The sequence below is a fragment of the Modestobacter lacusdianchii genome (assembly GCF_054177765.1).
The window spans coordinates 101,717-119,445 of record NZ_JBJJTJ010000008.1; the positions used below are offsets into that span (position 1 = coordinate 101,717).

Annotated in this window: 13 protein-coding genes; 5 read left to right on the forward strand and 8 right to left on the reverse strand. The window is 76.3% G+C overall.

Translation table 11 applies throughout. The features are described from left to right. Positions 1-96 precede the first annotated feature (96 nt). Positions 97-1,368, forward strand: a complete 1,272-nt coding sequence (locus ACJTNH_RS08050) for a cytochrome P450 (protein ID WP_458174398.1) — start codon at positions 97-99, stop codon at positions 1,366-1,368. A gap of 36 nt (positions 1,369-1,404) precedes the next feature. Here the strand turns inward: ACJTNH_RS08050 and ACJTNH_RS08055 are convergent, their stop codons facing one another. The 3 genes from ACJTNH_RS08055 to ACJTNH_RS08065 are packed head-to-tail and all read right to left on the reverse strand — an operon-like array spanning position 1,405 to position 5,014. After that, positions 1,405-3,492, reverse strand: a complete 2,088-nt coding sequence (locus ACJTNH_RS08055) for a xanthine dehydrogenase family protein molybdopterin-binding subunit (RefSeq protein WP_458174400.1) — start codon at positions 3,490-3,492, stop codon at positions 1,405-1,407. Next, positions 3,489-4,508: an FAD binding domain-containing protein gene (locus ACJTNH_RS08060; RefSeq protein WP_458174402.1), complete on the reverse strand. Its 1,020-nt coding sequence runs from the start codon at positions 4,506-4,508 to the stop codon at positions 3,489-3,491. The genes ACJTNH_RS08055 and ACJTNH_RS08060 overlap by 4 nt, the downstream gene beginning before the upstream one ends. Continuing rightward, positions 4,505-5,014, reverse strand: coding sequence for a 2Fe-2S iron-sulfur cluster-binding protein (locus tag ACJTNH_RS08065; RefSeq protein ID WP_299951451.1), 510 nt, complete (start codon positions 5,012-5,014; stop codon positions 4,505-4,507). The genes ACJTNH_RS08060 and ACJTNH_RS08065 overlap by 4 nt, the downstream gene beginning before the upstream one ends. A gap of 186 nt (positions 5,015-5,200) precedes the next feature. Between ACJTNH_RS08065 and ACJTNH_RS08070 the strand changes: the two genes are divergently transcribed. From ACJTNH_RS08070 to ACJTNH_RS08085, 4 genes are all read left to right on the forward strand, one after another. Further along, on the forward strand, positions 5,201-6,226 hold the full coding sequence (locus ACJTNH_RS08070; RefSeq protein ID WP_458174404.1) for a 3-oxoacyl-ACP synthase III: 1,026 nt from the start codon (positions 5,201-5,203) through the stop codon (positions 6,224-6,226). A gap of 26 nt (positions 6,227-6,252) precedes the next feature. Next, entirely contained in the window at positions 6,253-8,799 is a 2,547-nt protein-coding gene (locus ACJTNH_RS08075; protein ID WP_458174406.1) for an alpha/beta fold hydrolase, read from the forward strand. Positions 8,800-8,827: 28 nt separating this feature from the next. Next, positions 8,828-9,796: an NAD-dependent epimerase/dehydratase family protein gene (locus ACJTNH_RS08080; protein ID WP_458174408.1), complete on the forward strand. Its 969-nt coding sequence runs from the start codon at positions 8,828-8,830 to the stop codon at positions 9,794-9,796. Between the two features lie 202 nt (positions 9,797-9,998). Next, complete coding sequence (locus ACJTNH_RS08085; protein ID WP_458174410.1) at positions 9,999-11,876, forward strand: hypothetical protein; 1,878 nt, start codon at positions 9,999-10,001, stop codon at positions 11,874-11,876. A 10-nt stretch (positions 11,877-11,886) separates the two neighbouring features. On the opposite strand, the gene ACJTNH_RS08090 is transcribed toward ACJTNH_RS08085, so the two are convergent. The 5 genes from ACJTNH_RS08090 to ACJTNH_RS08110 all read right to left on the reverse strand — a co-directional run bounded on the left by ACJTNH_RS08090 (position 11,887) and on the right by ACJTNH_RS08110 (position 17,722). Beyond that, positions 11,887-13,578: a long-chain-fatty-acid--CoA ligase gene (locus tag ACJTNH_RS08090; protein WP_458174412.1), complete on the reverse strand. Its 1,692-nt coding sequence runs from the start codon at positions 13,576-13,578 to the stop codon at positions 11,887-11,889. Positions 13,579-13,690: 112 nt separating this feature from the next. Continuing rightward, on the reverse strand, positions 13,691-14,782 hold the full coding sequence (locus ACJTNH_RS08095; RefSeq protein ID WP_458174414.1) for a cold-shock protein: 1,092 nt from the start codon (positions 14,780-14,782) through the stop codon (positions 13,691-13,693). 98 nt (positions 14,783-14,880) lie between these two features. After that, the gene (locus ACJTNH_RS08100; RefSeq protein ID WP_458174416.1) at positions 14,881-15,654 is read right to left on the reverse strand and encodes a nitrilase-related carbon-nitrogen hydrolase; all 774 of its coding nucleotides are present in this window, start codon (positions 15,652-15,654) and stop codon (positions 14,881-14,883) included. Beyond that, the gene (locus ACJTNH_RS08105) at positions 15,651-16,850 is read right to left on the reverse strand and encodes a pyridoxal phosphate-dependent aminotransferase (RefSeq protein WP_458174418.1); all 1,200 of its coding nucleotides are present in this window, start codon (positions 16,848-16,850) and stop codon (positions 15,651-15,653) included. Before ACJTNH_RS08105 ends, ACJTNH_RS08100 begins: the two co-directional genes overlap by 4 nt. Continuing rightward, positions 16,847-17,722, reverse strand: a complete 876-nt coding sequence (locus ACJTNH_RS08110) for an NmrA family NAD(P)-binding protein (RefSeq protein WP_458174420.1) — start codon at positions 17,720-17,722, stop codon at positions 16,847-16,849. Before ACJTNH_RS08110 ends, ACJTNH_RS08105 begins: the two co-directional genes overlap by 4 nt. Positions 17,723-17,729: the final 7 nt, after the last annotated feature.

Sequence of the window (17,729 nt, forward strand, 5' to 3'; positions counted from 1 at the left end):
GGAGGGGTCACGGACTCCGCACCCCGCGCCCGCGCCCTGCCCAGGTACCCCGTCCCCACCCCTCGCCCACCCGTCGGCGGCCGGTCCGGTGCCGGGGTGCGCGCGCGTGCCCGGGCCTGGACCGGGCGGCTGATGGCCCGGCGGATCCAGAAGAAGGGCATCGACCTGTCGAGGCTCACCTTCATCCCGGAGCCGACCAAGGTGCCGCTGCAGCGGGTCGGCGCCGACCCGGTGCCCCGGCTGGCCGAGCTGCGCGCCACCGACCCGGTGCACCGGCTCGAGCTGCCCTTCGACTTCTCGGTGTACCTGCTCACCGGCGCCGAGCACGTGCGCGCGGTGCTCGCCGACCGGGACAGCTGGAGCAACGACATCCGGCACCTGCTGCCCGGCACCGGCGGGGCCAGCGCCGACGACATCGGCGGCCTCGGCTTCACCGACCCGCCGCTGCACACGAGGCTGCGCAAGATCATCACGCCGGAGTTCACGATGCGCCGGCTGGCCCGCCTCGAGCCGCTGATCGAGGCGCGGGTGCAGCGGCAGCTCGACGTGCTGGCCGCCGCCGGGCCGACGGCCGACCTGGCCAAGCTGGTCTCCTTCCCGGTGCCCTTCCAGACCATCTGCGACCTGCTGGGCCTGGAGCTCGACGACCGCGACGCGTTCGCCCGGCTCGGGGTGCAGCGCTTCGACATCACCACGGGCGCCGCGGCCGCGTTCGGCGCGGTCTCCGAGCAGCGCGAGTTCCTCTTCGAGGCGGTGGCCCGCCAGCGTCGCGAACCCGGTCCGGGGCTGATCGGCCAGATCATCCGGGAGCAGGGCGCGGCGATCTCCGACGTCGACCTGGCCGGGCTCGCGGACGGCGTCTTCACCGGCGGCTACGAGACGACCGCCGGGATGATCTCGCTGAGCACGATCGTGCTGCTCGGTGACCCGGTCAACGCCGCGCTGGTGCGCGAGGGCACCCGCAAGGACGTCGACCGGGTGGTCGAGGAGCTGCTGCGCCACCTGTCGGTGGTGCAGATGGCCTTCCCCCGCTTCGCCCGCCGGGACATGGACCTCTTCGGCACCCCGCTGAAGGCCGGGGACGTCGTCCTCGCCTCGCTCAGCGGCGCCAACCGCGACCCGCGGACGGCGGGCAGCTCCCCCGACGTCTTCGACCCGGCCCGGGTCCCGAGCAGCGGCCACCTGGCGTTCGGGCACGGCATCCACCGGTGCATCGGCGCGGAGCTGGCCCGGATGGAGCTGCGCATCGTGCTGCCCGCGCTGCTGCGCCGCTTCCCCGACCTGGCGCTGGCGGTGCCGCCGCAGGAGCGGGCCTTCCGCGAGCTGTCGTTCGTCTACGGCATCGACGAGCTGCCGGTCACCCTCTGAGTCGGTGCGGCCCCGGGTCGGGGCCGCACCGACACCTCAGTCCAGCGCCGGCAGCAGCTTGTCCAGCGTCACCGGCAGGTGGTGCACCCGCACCCCGGTCGCGGCGTGCACGGCGTTGACCACCGCGGCCGCCGTGCCGACGATGCCGATCTCGCCGATCCCCTTGCTGCCCATCGCGTTGACCCAGGGGTCGTGCTCGTCGATCCAGTGGGCCTCGATCTCGCCGACGTCGGCGTTGACCGTGATGTGGTACTCGGCCAGGTCGTGGTTGGCGACCTGCCCCACCCGTGGGTCCCAGGCGCTGGTCTCGTGCAGCGCCATGGACAGCCCCATGGTCATCCCACCGATCAGCTGCGACCGCGCCGTCCGGGGGTTGATCACCCGCCCGACCCCGAAGACGCCGAGCAGCCGCGGCACGCGGATCTCCCCGGTGTCGGCGTTCACCCGGGCCTCGACGAACTGGGCGCCGAACGCGTACGGGGAGTGGGCGTCGTCCTGGCCGGCCTGGTCGACGTCCCCGCTGGCCTCGTCGCCGTCGCGGGGGTCGGCGCCGAACTTGGTGCGGAACTCCCGGGCCGCGACGACCAGCGCCGAGCCCCAGGTGTTGGTGCCCGAGGAGCCGCCGGCCACCGAGGCGGTCGGGTAGCGGGTGTCGCCGATCCGGACGTCGACGTCGGCGACGTCGACCCCGAGGGCGTCGGCGGTGATCTGCGGCAGGATCGTCCAGGCGCCGGTGCCCAGGTCCGCGGCGCCGATCTCGGCGACGTACCGGCCGCCCTCGAACCGCACGTTCGCCGTCGAGGTGGCCTGCCGCATCGTCGGGTACACCGAGGACGCGACGCCGGTGCCGACCAGCCAGTCGCCGTCCCGGTGCGCCCGCCGCCCGGACCAGCCGAAGCGCTCGGCGCCCTCGCGCAGGCACCGCACCAGGTTGCGGCTGGACCACGGCTTCCCGGTCTCCGGGTCGACCTCCGGCTCGTTGCGCACCCTCAGCTCGACCGGGTCGATGCCGAGCTCCTCGGCCAGCTCGTCCATCGCCACCTCGGGGCCGAACATGCCCGGGCACTCCCCCGGCGCCCGCATCCACGACGGGATCGGCACGTCGAGGGCGGCCAGCCGGTGCGTGGTCCGCCGGTTGGGCGAGGCGTACATCATCCGGGTGGGCACCCCGGTCTGCTCGGCGAACTCCTTGACCCTGGACGTCTGCTCGACCACGTCGATGGCGATCGCGGACAACTGCCCGCGGCGGTCGGCGGCCAGCTGCATCCGCTGGATGGTCGGGGTGCGGTAGCCGGCGAGGAAGAACATCTGCTGGCGGGTGAGCGCGAGCTTCACCGGCCGGCCGGGCACCGCGCGGGCGGCCAGCGCGGTGAGCATCACGTTGGCGTGCGGCAGCCCCTTCGAGCCGAACCCACCGCCGACGTAGGGGCAGACGACCCGCACCTGCTCCTGGTCCAGGCCGAAGACCTCGCTGACCGCGGCCCGGTCGGGGTGCACGCCCTGGGTGGAGTCCCACAGGGTCAGGAACCCGTCGCCGGCCGGCTCCCACAGCGCGGTCGTGGCGTGCGGCTCGAGCGGGTTGTTGTGGTACATCGCGGTGGAGTAGGTGCGCTCCAGGGTGACCTCGGCGGAGGCCATCGCGGCGGCGACGTCGCCCTCGGCGGTGTCGGTCTCGTGGCCGGCGTTGACCTGCGCCGGGGCGTAGAGGTCCGGCCGGTCGGCGGACAGCTCCGCGTCGTGCGGCTGCTCGTCGTAGCTGACGGTGATGCCGTCGGCCACCTCCCGGGCCAGCTCGGAGGTCTCGGCGACCACCACCCCGATCAGCTGCCCTCGGAAGGCGACGTCCTGCCCCTGCAGCACGGCGTACTCCGCGTCCTCGGTGCTGGCCAGCCGCTCGGCGTTGAACGGGGTGAGCACCGCCAGGACGCCGTCGAGCGCCTCGGCGGCGGCGGTGTCCATGGCGGTCACCCGGCCACGGGCGATCGTGGCCTGCACCGGGTGGGCGAAGGCGGGGTGCTCGACCGGCGTCTCGTAGGCGTAGGTCGCGGTGCCGCGGACCTTGGCCTCGCCGTCCCGGCGCACCAGGCCCTGGCCGATGGCGCGCGGCTCCAGCAGGTCGGTCATGACTGCTCCTCCGGGAGGAGGCCGCGCACGGTGGCGAGCACCGTGCGGGCCACGAGCGGGATCTTGAAGCCGTTGCCGCTGTCGATGCCCGGCTGCGGCTGGGCGGTGGCCAGTTCAGCGGCGATCGCGGCCCGGACGGCGTCCTCGGTCAGCTGCTGGCCGCGGAGCACCTCCTCGGCCCGGGTGGCCCGCCACGGCTTGTGGGCGACACCACCGAGGGCGAGCCGCAGCTCGCCGTCCGGGGTCACGACCGCGGCCACCGACACCAGGGCGAAGGCGTAGGAGGCCCGGTCACGCACCTTGCGGTAGGCCGACCGGGTGCCGGCCGGCAGCGCGGGCAGGTCGACGGCGGTGATCAGCTCGCCGTGCTCGAGCACCGTGTCCCGGGACGGGTCGTCGCCGGGCAGCCGGTGCAGCTCGGTGAACGGGACCGTGCGCTCCCCCGCCGGGCCGAGCACCTGCACCTGCGCGTCGAGCGCGGCCAGCGCGACGGCCATGTCGGAGGGGTGCGTGGCGATGCAGGTCTCCGGGGCGTTCGGGTCCGGCAGGGCGGCCGGCGTCCCGAGCACGGCGTGGTAGCGGGTGTAGCCCCCGACCGCGCTGCAGCCGCTGCCCGGCTCGCGCTTGTTGCACGGGGTGGTCACGTCCTGGAAGTAGACGCAGCGGGTGCGCTGGAGCGGGTTCCCTGCCGTGGTGGCCATGTTGCGCAGCTGACCGGTCGCCCCGGCGAGCAGCGCCTGGGCCAGCACCGGGTACCGCTCCCGCACCCGCGGGTCGGCGGCGACCTGGCTGTTGGTCGAGGCAGCCCCCAGCCGCAGCCCGCCATCGGGGAGGTCGGTCACCTCGCGGGAGGTGAGCGTGCGGACGTCGACGACCAGGTCGGGCCGGGCGACGCCGAGGCGGAGGTGGTCGACCAGGTTCGTGCCCCCGCCCAGGAACACGGCGTTCGGCTCGGCGGCGACGTCCCGCACGGCCTCGGCGACGTCGCCGGGCCGGGCGTAGGCGAACGGCTTCACCGGGCGCCGCCGGCCTGCTGCACGGCGGGGGTGATGTTGACGTAGGCGGCGCAGCGGCAGAGGTTGCCGCTCATCCGCTCGGCGACCTCGTCATGGGTCATCTCCGGCCGGCCGGTGAGGTCCTCGGTGACGTGGCTGGGCCAGCCGCGCTCGAACTCGTCGATCACCCCGACCGCCGAGCAGACCTGCCCGGGCGTGCAGTAGCCGCACTGGAAGGCGTCCTGCTCGAGGAAGGCCTGCTGCACCGGGTGCAGCTCCCCGGCCGGGGCCAGCCCGTCGGCGGTGGTGACCTCCGCCCCGTCGTGCGCCACGGCCAGCGCCAGGCAGCTCAGTGCCCGCTCGCCGTCGAGCAGGATCGTGCAGGCGCCGCACTGACCGTGGTCGCAGCCCTTCTTCGGGCTGGTGTTGCCCAGCCGTTCACGCAGTGCGTCCAGCAGTGAGGTGCGGGTGTCGACCGTGAGCCGGCGCGCCTCGCCGTCGACCTGGAGGGTGATCTCGGCGTCCATGGCGCCCGCTTGCCCAGCTGCCGGGACCGGTGAAACCCGACCCGGCGCGGCGCCCCGTCGCAACGTGACCGATGCCGCACCCCGGTGAACGGCTGGCGGCATGAGGATGTCGGGGTCGGGTACTCCCCGGCCGAACAGGGCGGCGCGCATGGAAGAGTCGGCCCTCCTCGAGGACTTGGACTGCCCATGCTTGGAAACGCCACGCACCGCTTCGCCAACACCAGCGTGCTGACCGTGCAGACGGCCGACGCATCACAGGTGATCACCTCCGACGCGCTCGACGAGCGTCTGGCCGACACCTACAAGCGGGTCGGTCTGCGCCCCGGGCTGCTGGAACGCCTCGCCGGCATCCAGGAGCGCCGCTGGTGGGCCGACGGGGTGACCTTCGTCGACGGTGCGGCGATGGCCGGCGCGAAGGCGATCAGCGAGAGCGGCGTCGACCCCGCCGACATCGGCCTTATGGTCAACACCTCGGTCAGCCGCAAGCACCTGGAGCCCTCCACCGCGGTGGCGGTGCACTCCGCGCTCGGCCTGCCGCGCTCGGCGCAGAACTTCGACGTCACCAACGCCTGCCTCGGTTTCGTCAACGGCATGGAGCTGGCCGCCGCGATGATCGACTCGGGCATGGTCGACCACGCCCTGGTGGTCAACGGCGAGGACGCCCGCACGGTGCAGGAGCGCACCATCGAGCGGCTCAACCAGCCCGACACCACCGCCCGCGACGTCATCGCCCAGTTCGCCACCCTGACCCTCGGGTCGGGTGCGGTGGCGATGGTGCTCGGCCGCTCCGACCAGCACCCCGAGGGGCACCGCCTGGTCGGCTCGGTCAGCCGCGCCGGCACCGAGCACCACGAGCTGTGCATCGGCGACAACGACATGATGCGCACCGACCTCAAGGGCCTCCTGGACGCCGGCCTCGAGCTGTCGATGGACATGTGGCAGGAGGCCGCCGGGGAGTTCGACTGGCAGCGCGGCATGGACCGCTACGTCATCCACCAGGTCTCCAAGGTGCACACCGCGGCCATGTGCGAGCGCTTCGGCATCGACGAGGCGCGGGTGCCCAAGACCTTCCCGACCCGGGGCAACCTGGGCCCGGCGTCGGTGCCCTTCACCCTGGCCGGCATCCAGGACGAGCTCGTGGACGGCGACCGGGTGCTGCTGATGGGCATCGGCTCGGGCCTGAACGCCTCCTGCCTCGAGATCGCCTGGTGACGCGACGACCTGTGACCGGTCACCCCGTGACCGCCCCCGACCTGCCGGCGGGCCTGCCCGGGCTCGACCCGGCGTGGTCCCGGCGGGTGACCGTCGCCGACGCCACCGGCACCAAGCACGAGTGGCACGTGCTCGACAACGGCGTCCGCGAGCCGGTGGGCACGCTGCTGTGCGTCCACGGCAACCCGACCTGGTCCTACCTCTGGCGCCGGCTGCTGGCCGCCGCACCCCCCGGCTGGCGGGTCATCGCCCCCGACCAGCTGGGCATGGGCTTCTCCGAACGGCTCCCCGAGCTGCGACCGCTGGCCCAGCGGGTGGCCGACCTCGGTGACCTGACCGCGGCCCTCGGCGTCACCGGCCCGGTCGTCACCGTCGGCCACGACTGGGGCGGGGTCATCTCGCTGGGCTGGGCGCTGGCCCACCGCGACCAGCTGCGCGGGGTGGTGCTCGGCAACACGGCGGTGGCCATGCCGCCCGGTGACCTGGGCCCGGCGCTGATCCGGCTGGCGCACGCGCCCGGCGTCCGGCCGGCGGTCACCGTCGGCACGCCGCTGTTCGTCCGGACCACGACCGCGCTGTCCTGGCCGCCGCTGCCGGCCGAGGTGCGGGACGCCTTCGCCGCGCCGTACCGCACGGCGGACCGCCGGCGGTCGGTCGGCGACTTCGTCGCCGACATCCCCTTCGCTGCCGGTCACCCCTCCCGCACCGCCCAGGAGGCGATCGCCGAGGGCATCCGTGATCTCGACGTCCCCGCCCTGCTGCTGTGGGGGCCGCGCGACCCGGTGTTCGGCGAGCGGTACCTGGCCGACCTGCGGGAGCGGCTGCCGCAGGCGCAGCTGCACCGCTACGAGGGCGCCTCGCACCTGCTGCCCGAGGACGCGCCGCAGTACGCGCGGGCGGTCGCCCAGTGGGTCACCGACCTCGACGGCGACCGCACGGCGTCCCGGCCGGCCGGGGACGTCATCGGCCGGCACCCGTGGTCGGCGCTGGCCGACCGGGCAGCCGACGACTCCCCCGCGGTCGTCGAGGTCGGCGGCGGCACGGTCAGCTGGGCCCAGCTGCACCGCCGGGTGGAGCGGCTCGCGGCCGGCCTCACCGCCGCCGGCGTGCGCCCCGGTGACCGGGTCGGGCTGCTGGTCGAGCCCTCGGCCGACCTGACCGCGAGCGTCTACGCCGTGTGGCGGGCCGGCGGCGTGATCGTCGTGGCCGACAAGGGCCTGGGCCTGGCCGGCATGCGCCGGGCGCTGCGCAGCGCCGGCGTGCGCCACGTCATCGGCGGCGCCCCGGGGCTGGCCGCCGCCCGGCTGATGGGCCTGCCCGGCTCGCGCATCGCCGCCGGGCTCGACCGGCGGGCCGCCCGCGCGCTCGGCGCCCGGCACACCCTGGCCGGGCTCGAGCAGCTCGGCGCCACCGCCGCCCCGCCGCCGGAGACCGGCGTGGACGCCGACTGCGCCGTCCTCTTCACCTCGGGGGCGACCGGGCCGGCCAAGGGCGTGGTCTACACCCAGCGCCAGGCCCTGGCCCAGCTCGACCTGGTGCGCACCGCCTACGCACTGACCCCGGACGACCGGCTCGTCGCGGCCTTCGCGCCGTTCGCCATCCTCGGCCCGGCGCTGGGCATCGGCTCGGTCGTGCCCGACGTCGACGTGACCGCGCCGGGCACGCTCACCGCCGCGAAGCTGGCCGACGCGGTCGCCGCCGCCGGCGGCACCGTGGTGTTCGCCTCCCCGGCGGCGTTGCGCCGGGTGGTGGCCACCGCCGGGGCGGTCACCGCAGCCCAGCGGACGGCGCTGGGCGGGGTGCGGCTGCTGATGTCGGCCGGTGCCCCCGTGCCGCTCCGGCTGCTGCAGCAGCTGCGGGAGGTGCTGCCCGCGGCGCAGGCGCACACCCCGTACGGGATGACGGAGGCGCTGCCGGTCACCGACGTGTCCGCCGCCGAGATCGAGGCCGCGGGCCCGGGCGACGGGGTCTGCGTCGGCCGGCCGCTGCCCGGCGTCGAGGTGCGGGTCAGCCCGCTCTCCGACACCGGCGCGGCCGACGGGCCGCTCACCGACGCCCCCGGCACCACCGGCGAGGTCGCGGTGCGGGCAGCGCACGTCAAGGACCGGTACGACGCGCTGTGGGCCACCGAGCGGGCGGCGTCCCGGGAGCCGGGCTGGCACCGCACGGGCGACGTCGGCCACCTGGACGACGCCGGCCGGCTGTGGATCGAGGGCCGGCTGCCGCACGTGGTCAGCACCGCCGCCGGGGTGGTGACGCCGGTGGGCGTCGAGCAGCGGGTGGAGCAGCTGGCCGGTGTCTCCGCCGCCGCGGTCGTCGGTGTCGGGCCGGCCGGCACCCAGGCGGTCGTCGTGGTCGTGGTCCCGGCGACCGGGGCCCCGCGGCGCGGCAGCGCCGTCGCCGGTCCGCAGCTCGCCGACGCGGTGCGCGCCGCCGCCGGGGTCGAGGTCGCGGCGGTGCTGGTCACCGGTGCGCTGCCGGTCGACATCCGGCACCAGTCGAAGGTCGACCGGCGCGCGGTGGCCCGGCAGGCCGCCCGCACGCTGGCCGGCTCGGGGTCGCGACGCCGGTGACCAGCGGGCGAGCGAGGGCACTGGTCCGATGAGGGTGCTGGTCACCGGGGCCAGCGGCATGCTCGGCCGGGCCACCGCCACCGCGCTGCAGGCGCGCGGCGACGAGGTCACCGTGCTGCAGCGCCGTCCGGCCGGGCTGCCCTGCCGCGAGGTGCTGGGCGACGTCGCCGACCCGGCCGCCGTCGCCCAGGCCACCGCCGGGCAGGACGCCGTCGTGCACCTGGCCGCCAAGGTCGACGTCACCGGCCCGTGGGCGGAGTACCTGCGCGCCAACGTCGAGGGCACCCGCACGCTGGTCGCCGCCTGCCGGGAGGCCGGTGTCGGCCGGCTGGTGCACGTCTCCTCCCCCTCGGTCGCGCACGGCGGGTCGGCGCTGGTCGGGGTGGGCGCCGGCGCCGCCGACCCGGCGCACGCCCGCGGGCACTACGCGCGGTCCAAGGCGATGGCCGAGCGGGAGGCGCTGGCCGCCGACTCCGCCGACCTCGCCGTCCTGGCCGTCCGGCCGCACCTGGTGTGGGGGCCGGGTGACACCCAGCTGGTGGCCCGCATCGTCGAGCGGGCGCGGGCCGGCCGGCTGCCGGTGATCGGCTCGGGGGCGGCGCTGATCGACACCACCTACGTGGACAACGCCGCCGCGGCGCTGGTCGCCGCCGTCGACGCCTGCGGGCCGGTGCACGGCGAGGCCCTGGTGGTCAGCAACGGTGAGCCCCGGCCGGTGGCGGAGGTCCTGGCCCGGCTCTGCGCGGCGGCCGGCGTGCCCGCGCCGAGGCGCCGGGTGCCGTTCCCGGTCGCCTGGGCCGCCGGCGCGGTGGTCGACGGTGTCTGGGCGGCCACCGGACGGCGGGACACCCCACCGCTCACCCGCTTCCTGGCCGAGCAGCTGGCCACCGCGCACTGGTTCGACCAGCGCCGCACCCGCGAGGCGCTGCGCTGGACGCCGCAGGTGCCGCTGGCGGACGGCTTCGCCCGGCTGGCGGAGGCGTACCGGGCCGGCTGACGGAGCCGGTCCCGGGCTGCGGGTCCGCGCTCCGTCGGCGACCGTGGAGCGGCGGGCAGCTGAACCCGTCGGCCCTCACCCTGCGAACACGCTGCAGGTGACCGGGAGGAGCAGGGTGCAGGAGGACGGACCACACGGCCACGGGCCCGACGGTCGGGGACCCCTCGGGCTGGGCCCCCGCGACGAGGGGCCCCGGGGTGGCGTGCCGCACGACGAGGCGGGCTTCGCGCGGTTCGTCGCCGACCACCGGCCCGGGCTGCTGCGGACCGCGGTGCTGCTCACCGGGGACCGGGCGGACGCCGAGGAGCTGGTGCAGCGGGCGCTGACCCGGGCCCGCCGGTCCTGGGGCCGGGACGCCGACCCGCTGACCACCGCGCGGCGGGCCCTGGTCCGCGGCGCCACCGGCCGGCTGCGGCGCGCCGCCGCCCCGCAGGTGATCGAGTCGCTGCCCGAGCCGGGCACGCCCGCCGCGCCGGCCGGCGACCCGGAGCTCGAGCGGGCGCTGCGCGAGCTGCCGGCACGGGCCCGGGCCGCGGCCGTGCTGGCCGAGCTGGACGGGCTGGACGACGGCGCCCTGGCCGAGGTGCTCGGCGGCCCCGCCGAACCGGACCGGACGACGGGCGTCGCCGGTCTCCGGTCAGCGCTGCGCGCCGACCCGTACCGCCGCGAGCAGCCCACGGCCGCAGAGCAGCTGCGCGAGGAGCTGCACCGGCTCGCCGCCGCCACCGGCCGCTGGCGGCTGGACGCCGGGCAGGCCACCGCCGACGTCGGCCACCGCCGGTCACGCACCCGCCGGCGGGTGCTGGCCGCAGCCGCGGTGGCGGCGCTCGGCCTCGCCGGCACGGTCGCCACCGGTGTCCGGGACGCCCCGGACACCCCGGCCGCCGCCCCGTCCGCGGGGGCCACCGCCTCCCCCGACGTGCCGCCGGCCCCGGCCGGTGCCCGCACCGTGCCGGTGCTCGACGGGCCGACCCGCGGCTCGCTGGCCGGGGACGCCGCCTTCGTCGACGCCGTCCGGCAGGTGGGCTGGGGCGCGCTGGAGGCCCCGGCACCGGACGACCGGACGGTGGTGCTGGCCACCGACACCCCCGACGGCCGGGTGGCGCTCGTCGTGGGCACGGTCGAGGAGGACTTCCGCGGGGTGTGGCTGACCGGTGCCCCCGGTGCGGCCGCCGACCAGCTGACCCCGCGGCTGCCCCGTCAGCTGGGCCGCACCCGGCCGGTCACGCTGCTGCTGGGCGGTCCGGGGCCGGCCAGCCTGGTCGTCGTGGCCGCGCCGGGTGACCGGATCGAGGTCTCCGACCGGCTGCTGACCGGCCCGCGCGGCACGGTCGGCCGCGAGTGGGCGGAGGTGCCCAGCGCGGACGGGGTGGCCGTGCTGCCGGCCCGGACCATCGAGGACGGGCCGGCGCTGAGCGTGCGGGTGGGCCGGGACGGCCGGCTGGTGCACCGGAGCGGGGTCGACTGGGCCGGTGACCGGCCCGGCCGCACCGTGCCGCTGCCGGTGCTCACCCCCCTGCGGCCGGGCAGCACGCCGGCCGACCCGCGGGTGGTGGACGCCGCGCTGGTCTCCCTCGCCGTGCCGCTGGGCACCGAGCCGGCGGCGCTGCGGCCGCAGCTGCTGTGGTCCGGCGAGCTGCCGCTGAGCCGCGGGCCCGGGACGGTCGCGGTCGTGGCCGTGCAGAGCCCCGGCGGCGCCCGGGTGGTGACCACCTGGGCCGGCGGCGGTGGCGGCGCGCTGGCCTGCGGCACCGCGACCCCACCGGGCAGCACGCCGCTGGAGACGGTCACCGTGGCGCGGGTGTGCGAGGTCGACCTGCCCGGGCTCGGCCCGCCCAGCGACTCGGCGTGGCTGGTGGTCAGCGCGCCGCCGACCGTGGCCACCGCCGAGCTGCTGGACGCCGACGGCCGGGTGATCGGCCCGCTGTCCCTGCAGGCCGGCAGCGCGGTGACCCAGCTGCCGGCCGACGCCCGCACGGTGCGCACCCTCTTCCCGACCGGGGCGGTGGCCGCCGAGACGCCGATCGCGCCGCCGGCCCCGGAGACCTTCGGCGACTTCGGCCCCGGACCGGTGTCCTGACCCGCCGGGCTCAGCCGGCCAGCAGCTGGTCGCGGACCTCGCGGCGCAGCACCTTGCCGATCTGCGAGCGAGGGAGGTCCTCGACGGCCACGATCCGCCGCGGCACCTTGTAGGCGGCCAGCGACGCGCGGAGCTGCTCCCGGACGGCGTCCAGGTCGAGCTCGCGCTCCAGCACCACCGCGGCGACGACCTCCTCGCCGCCCCCGCCGCCGGGCAGGCCGACGACGGCGGCGTCGGTCACCCCGTCGACGGCCTTCAGTGCGTCCTCCACCTCGGAGGGGTGGACGTTGAACCCGCCGGTGATGACCAGCTCCTTGATCCGGTCGACGATCCGGACGAACCCGTCGTCGTCGACCTCGGCCACGTCGCCGGTGCGCAGCCACCCACCGGGCAGCAGCACCTCGGCGGTCTCGTCCGGCCGGCGCCAGTAGCCGGAGAACACCTGGGGGCCGCGGACCAGCAGCTCGCCGCGCTCTCCCGGGGCCCGCTCGACCGTCGGGTCCTCCGGGTCGACCAGCTTCACCTCCGTGGAGGGGAACGGCAGCCCGACCGTGCCCGGCCGGCGGGTCGGGCCCACCGGGTTGCCGATCACGATCGGCGAGGCCTCGGTCATCCCGTAGCCCTCCACCACCAGCCCGCCGGTCACCCGTTCCCACAGCTGCGCGGTCTCCAGCGGCAGCGGCATCGCCCCCGAGATCGCCACCCGGGTGCCGGACAGGTCGACACCGCGCTCCTGCGCCGCGGTCGCCAGCCGCTGGTACATGGGCGGCACGCCGGGGAAGAACGTCGGCGGCCGGCGCTTCGCCGCGGCCAGCACCTGGTCGACGTCGAAGCGCGGGAACAGCACCAGGACCGCCCCCAGCCGCACGGCGGCGGCCAGGCACAGCAGCACCCCGTAGGCGTGGAAGAGCGGCAGCACCCCGTAGAAGACCTCCTCGCCCGGGCGCAGCCCCGGCACCCAGGCGACCGACTGCGTGACGTTGGCGATCAGGTTCCGGTGGGTGAGCACGGCGGCCTTGGGGCTGCCGGTGGTGCCGCCGGTGTACTGCAGCAGCGCGACGTCCTCGTGCGCCGGGCCGGGCCGGGCGTCGTCCAGCGGGCTCGCGGTGGTCACGGCGGCGTCCCAGGACGTCGTCCCGGAGGCCGGCCGGGTCATCGCCGCCCGCGTGGCGCGCGCCTTCGGCACCGGCAGCCGCAGGGCCAGCCGCTTGGTCAGCGGCAGCGCCCGGCTGAGGTCGACGGCGAGCACGGTGCGCAGCCCGGGGGCGTCCAGCCCCTGGACGACGGGTGCCACCACGTCCCAGACGACCGCGACGGTGGCGCCGTGGTCGCGGAACTGCTGGCCGAGCTCCTCGGCGGTGTACAGCGGGTTGTGCTCGACCACCACCGCGCCCAGCCGCAGGACGGCGTGGAACGCGACCACGTGCTGCGGGCAGTTGGGCAGCACCAGGGCCACCCGGTCACCGGCGCGCACCCCCAGGTCGTGCAGCACCGTGGCCGCCCGGGCGACCGCGTCCCGCAGCTGCGCGTAGCTGGTCGTGGCCCCGAAGAACTCCAGCGCCGGCCGGTCGGGGAACCGGCGGGCCGCCGCGGCCAGCAGGTCCGGGACGGTCTCCCGCGGGACCTCGACCTCGGCCGGCACCCCGTCGGCGTAGTGCCGCGTCCAGGCCGGTGCTCCCCGCTCCGGCTCGCTGACCACCATCTGCTCCTCGCTCCACGACGCACCCGGGTCGGCGGCGGAGCCGTGGCGTCCCGCTGACCGCCGGGTGCTCAGCGGTCAGCGGGAAGGTGCCACAGTCGTCAGCGGCAGGACGTCAGAGCGGCTGGACGGAGTCGGCCTGCATGCCGCGCTGGCCCGGGCTGGCCGAGTACTCGACCCGCTGGCCCTCGTCGAGGCTGCGGTAGCCGCCGTCGTCGGCGATGGCGGAGAAGTGCACGAAGACGTCGTCGCCGCCCTCGTCGGGCTCGATGAACCCGAACCCCTTCTCCGCGTTGAACCAGCGCACCGTGCCCTGCGCACCGCCGCCGCCGGCGCGGGGCGCGCGGGGTGCCCGCTCCTCACGACGCGGGCGGTCGTCACGACGGGGCCGGTCGTCGTACCGGGCCGGCGCGCGGCCGCCGCCCAGGGGGCGCACCGAGTCGGCCTGCATGCCGCGCTGACCGGGGCTGGCGGTGTACTCCACCCGCTGGCCCTCGTCGAGGCTGCGGTAACCGCCGTCGTCCTCGATGGCGGAGAAGTGCACGAAGACGTCGTCGCCGCCCTCGTCGGGCTCGATGAACCCGAAGCCCTTGTCGGCGTTGAAGAAGCGCACGGTGCCCTCGGACCCGCGACCGCCGCTGCGGCCGCGCGGTGCCCGGTCGTCCCGGCGGCCGCGCTCCTCGCGCTGGGGCGCCCGGCCGCCGCCCAGCGGCTGCACCGAGTCGGCCTGCATGCCGCGCTGACCGGGGCTGGCGGTGTACTCCACCCGCTGGCCCTCGTCGAGGCTGCGGTAACCGCCGTCGTCGGCGATCGCCGAGAAGTGCACGAACACGTCCTCGCCGCCGTCGTCGGGCTCGATGAACCCGAAGCCCTTCTCCGCGTTGAACCAGCGCACCGTGCCCTCGGACCCGCCGACCCCGCGGGAGGCGCGCGGCGCCCGGACCTGGCGCGGGTCGTCGCGGTGGCCGCGCGCCTCGCGGACCGGCCGGCCACCGCCGCGGCCCAGCGGCTGGATCGAGTCGGCCTGCATGCCGCGGTCGCCGGGGCTGGCGGTGTACTCGACCCGCTGGCCCTCGTCGAGGCTGCGGAAGCCCCCGTCGTCGGCGATCGCCGAGAAGTGCGCGAACACGTCCTGCCCGCCGTCGTCGGGCTCGATGAACCCGAACCCCTTCTCGGCGTTGAACCACTTGACCGTGCCCTGCGGCATCCTTCAGCTCCTGCACATCTCGACGTCCCAGCTGGTACCTACCTGTACCAGGGTCCTCCAGCCTGCCCGCCGGGACGAGTCGGCCTCCCCACCGGGGGTCAGCCGCGCCGACCGCTCAGGTCCTGCCGATCCCCCAGGAACGGGAAGCGGTCGCGGGTCGCCGCGACCCGGGCGGGGTCGACGTCGGCCAGCACGATCGTCTCCACCCCGGACGCGGTGGCCAGCAGCTCGCCCATCGGGTCCACGACCCGGCTGTCGCCGGCGTGCTCGGTGCCGTCGCCGGCGGTGCCGACCCGGTTGCAGCCGACCACGTAGGCCTGGTTCTCGATCGCCCGGGCCCGCAGCAGCGTCGTCCAGTGGTGCCGCCGCGCGCTGGGCCAGTTCGCCGGCACCAGGTAGACGTCGGTGTGCGGCGCCTGCGCCCAGAACACGTCCGCGAAGCGGAGGTCGTAGCAGATGAACGGGGTGATCCTCAGGGCCCCGACCTCGACGGTGACCGGGCCGGTGCCGGAGCGGAAGCGGGTGCGCTCGTCGGCGAACGGGTGGATCTTCCGGTAGCGGTGCGCCGTGCCGTCGGGCCCGGCGAGCACGAACGTGTTGTGCGGCAGCTCGCCGGCCACGTCGACCTCCGGGCAGGTGCCGGCCACCCACACGCCGTGCTCGGCGGCCTGGGCGGTGAGGAACTGCGCCGACGGCCCGTCCTCGGGCTCACCGATCCCCGGGGTCATCGAGAAGCCGGTGGAGAAGGTCTCGGTGAGCAGCACCAGCTCCGCCCCGGCGCCCACCGCCCGGGCCACCTGCGGGGCGAGCCGGGCGAAGTTCGCGTCCCGGTCCTCCCAGACGATGTCGTGCTGCACCGCGGCGATCCTCACTGCATCTCCTCCAGCCGCCGGGCGGCGTCCTCGAGCACGGAGTCGGTCTTGCAGAAGGCGAACCGCACCAGGTGCCGGCCCAGGTGCGCGTCCGCCGGGTCGTAGAAGACCACGGCCGGGACGGCGACCACGCCGGCGCGCGCGGGCAGCGACCGGCAGAACGCCCACCCGTCGCCGTCGGGCTGCACCGGCCGGACGTCGACGGTGGCGAAGTAGCCGGCCTGCGGGCTGACCACCGGCAGCCCCGCCCCGGCCAGCCCGGCCACCAGCAGGTCGCGACGCCGCTCCAGGTCGGCGGCGATCCCGGTGAAGAAGGCGCCGGGCAGCCGCAGCCCGGCGGCGATCGCCGGCTGGAACGGCCCGCCGTTCACGAACGTCAGGTACTGCTTCGCGGTGCGCACGGCGGCGACCAGCGGCGCCGGTCCGCAGACCCAACCGATCTTCCAGCCGGTGGTGGAGAACGTCTTGCCGCCGCTGCTGACCACCAGGGTGCGCTCGGCCATGCCGGGCAGGGCAGCCAGCGACCGGTGCTCGGCGCCGGTGAAGACCAGGTGCTCGTACACCTCGTCGGTGAGCACGAGCAGGTCGGCGGCGATGGCCACCTCGGCCAGCAGGGCCAGCTCGTCGGGGGCGAACACCTTGCCGGTCGGGTTGTGCGGGGTGTTGAGCAGCAGCAGCCGGGTGCGCGGGGTGACCGCGGCCCGCAGCTCGGCCTCGTCGAAGGTCCACTCGCCGGTGGTGACCGCACCGGTGGCCGCCGGCGGCCGGAGCGGCACCGGGCGCACCACCCCGCCGGCCATCGCCACGGCGGCCGCGTAGCTGTCGTACATCGGCTGGAAGAGCACGACCTCGTCGCCGGGCTCCAGCAGCGCGATCAGCGCGGCGGTGAGCGCCTCGGTGGCCCCGGCGGTCACCAGCACCTGGTCGGCCGGGTCGTACGCCAGTCCCCGGAAGCGCTGCTGGTGCTCGGCGATCGCGGTGCGCAGCTCGGGGTGGCCGGGGCCGGGCGGGTACTGGTCGTAGGGCGTGCCGATCGCCGCGCGGGCGACGTCGAGCACCTCGGCCGGGCCCGGGGTGTCCGGGAAGCCCTGCCCCAGGTTGATCGCACCCGTGGCCACGGCCAGTGCGCTCATCTCGGCGAAGACGGTCGTCCCGAAGCCCTGCAGCCGGGAGGAGAGGTACGGCGCGCGCGTCACGCCGAGGGGCCGATCGAGGCGAGCACCTCGGCCAGCGGGGTGGCCGGCCGGCCCAGCAGGTCGGGGACGGCGCTGCTGACCGGGGCCATCTCCCCCGCCGCGATCGCCGTGTAGGTCGACACCCAGGCGTCGACCAGCCAGCGGGGCACCCCGTACCCGGCCCGGCTGGCGTACGCCTCCGCCACGGTCTCCCGGTGGTAGCGCACGGTCCGCCCGGTGACGGCGGTGATCGTCCCGGCGACCTCGTCGAGGGTGAGCGCCGCCGGGCCGGTCAGGTCGTGGACCGCCCCGGCGTGTGCCGCCGGGTCCTGCAGCACCGCGGCGGCGACGGCCGCGATGTCGGCCAGGGCCACGACCGACGCCCGGCCGTCGCCCGCCGGGCCGCGGAGCACGCCGTCGTCCCCGACCATCGCCGGCAGGTCGTCGGCGTAGAGCCCGTCGCGGAGGAACGTCGTGGTCAGGCCCAGCGAGCGCGCGTACTGCTCGGTGGCCCAGTGGTCGCGCGCCAGGGTGAACGTGGCGTCCGGCGCGGCGCCGAGGAACGAGACGTAGACCAGGTGCCCGACCCCGGCGTCGGCCGCCGCGTCGAGGAAGCTGCGGTGCACCGCCACCCGGTCGGCGGACTCGCTCGCCGAGACCATCAGCACGGCGCCGGCGCCGGCCAGGGCCTCGCGCACCACCGGCCGGTCGGCGTAGGGCGCGACCACCACCGTGGCATCCGGCAGCTGCGGCGCGCGGGCCGGGTCGCGGACCAGCAGCCGCTGGTGCACCCCGGCACCGGCGAGCAGCCGGGCCACCCGGCCACCGAGCCGGCCCGTCGCGCCGGTCACCGCCACGGTCGGAGTCGAGCTGGGCTGCGGTGTGCTGCTCATCGCTGGG

Bases quoted from the DNA above. Each gene is read 5' to 3' on its own strand.
- ACJTNH_RS08055 (WP_458174400.1), bottom strand. From the start codon at position 3,492: ATGACCGACCTGCTGGAGCCGCGCGCCATCGGCCAGGGCCTGGTGCGC.
- ACJTNH_RS08065 (WP_299951451.1), bottom strand. From the start codon at position 5,014: ATGGACGCCGAGATCACCCTCCAGGTCGACGGCGAGGCGCGCCGGCTC.
- ACJTNH_RS08070 (WP_458174404.1), top strand. From the start codon at position 5,201: ATGCTTGGAAACGCCACGCACCGCTTCGCCAACACCAGCGTGCTGACC.
- ACJTNH_RS08080 (WP_458174408.1), top strand. From the start codon at position 8,828: ATGAGGGTGCTGGTCACCGGGGCCAGCGGCATGCTCGGCCGGGCCACC.
- ACJTNH_RS08090 (WP_458174412.1), bottom strand. From the start codon at position 13,578: ATGGTGGTCAGCGAGCCGGAGCGGGGAGCACCGGCCTGGACGCGGCAC.
- ACJTNH_RS08095 (WP_458174414.1), bottom strand. From the start codon at position 14,782: ATGCCGCAGGGCACGGTCAAGTGGTTCAACGCCGAGAAGGGGTTCGGG.
- ACJTNH_RS08110 (WP_458174420.1), bottom strand. From the start codon at position 17,722: ATGAGCAGCACACCGCAGCCCAGCTCGACTCCGACCGTGGCGGTGACC.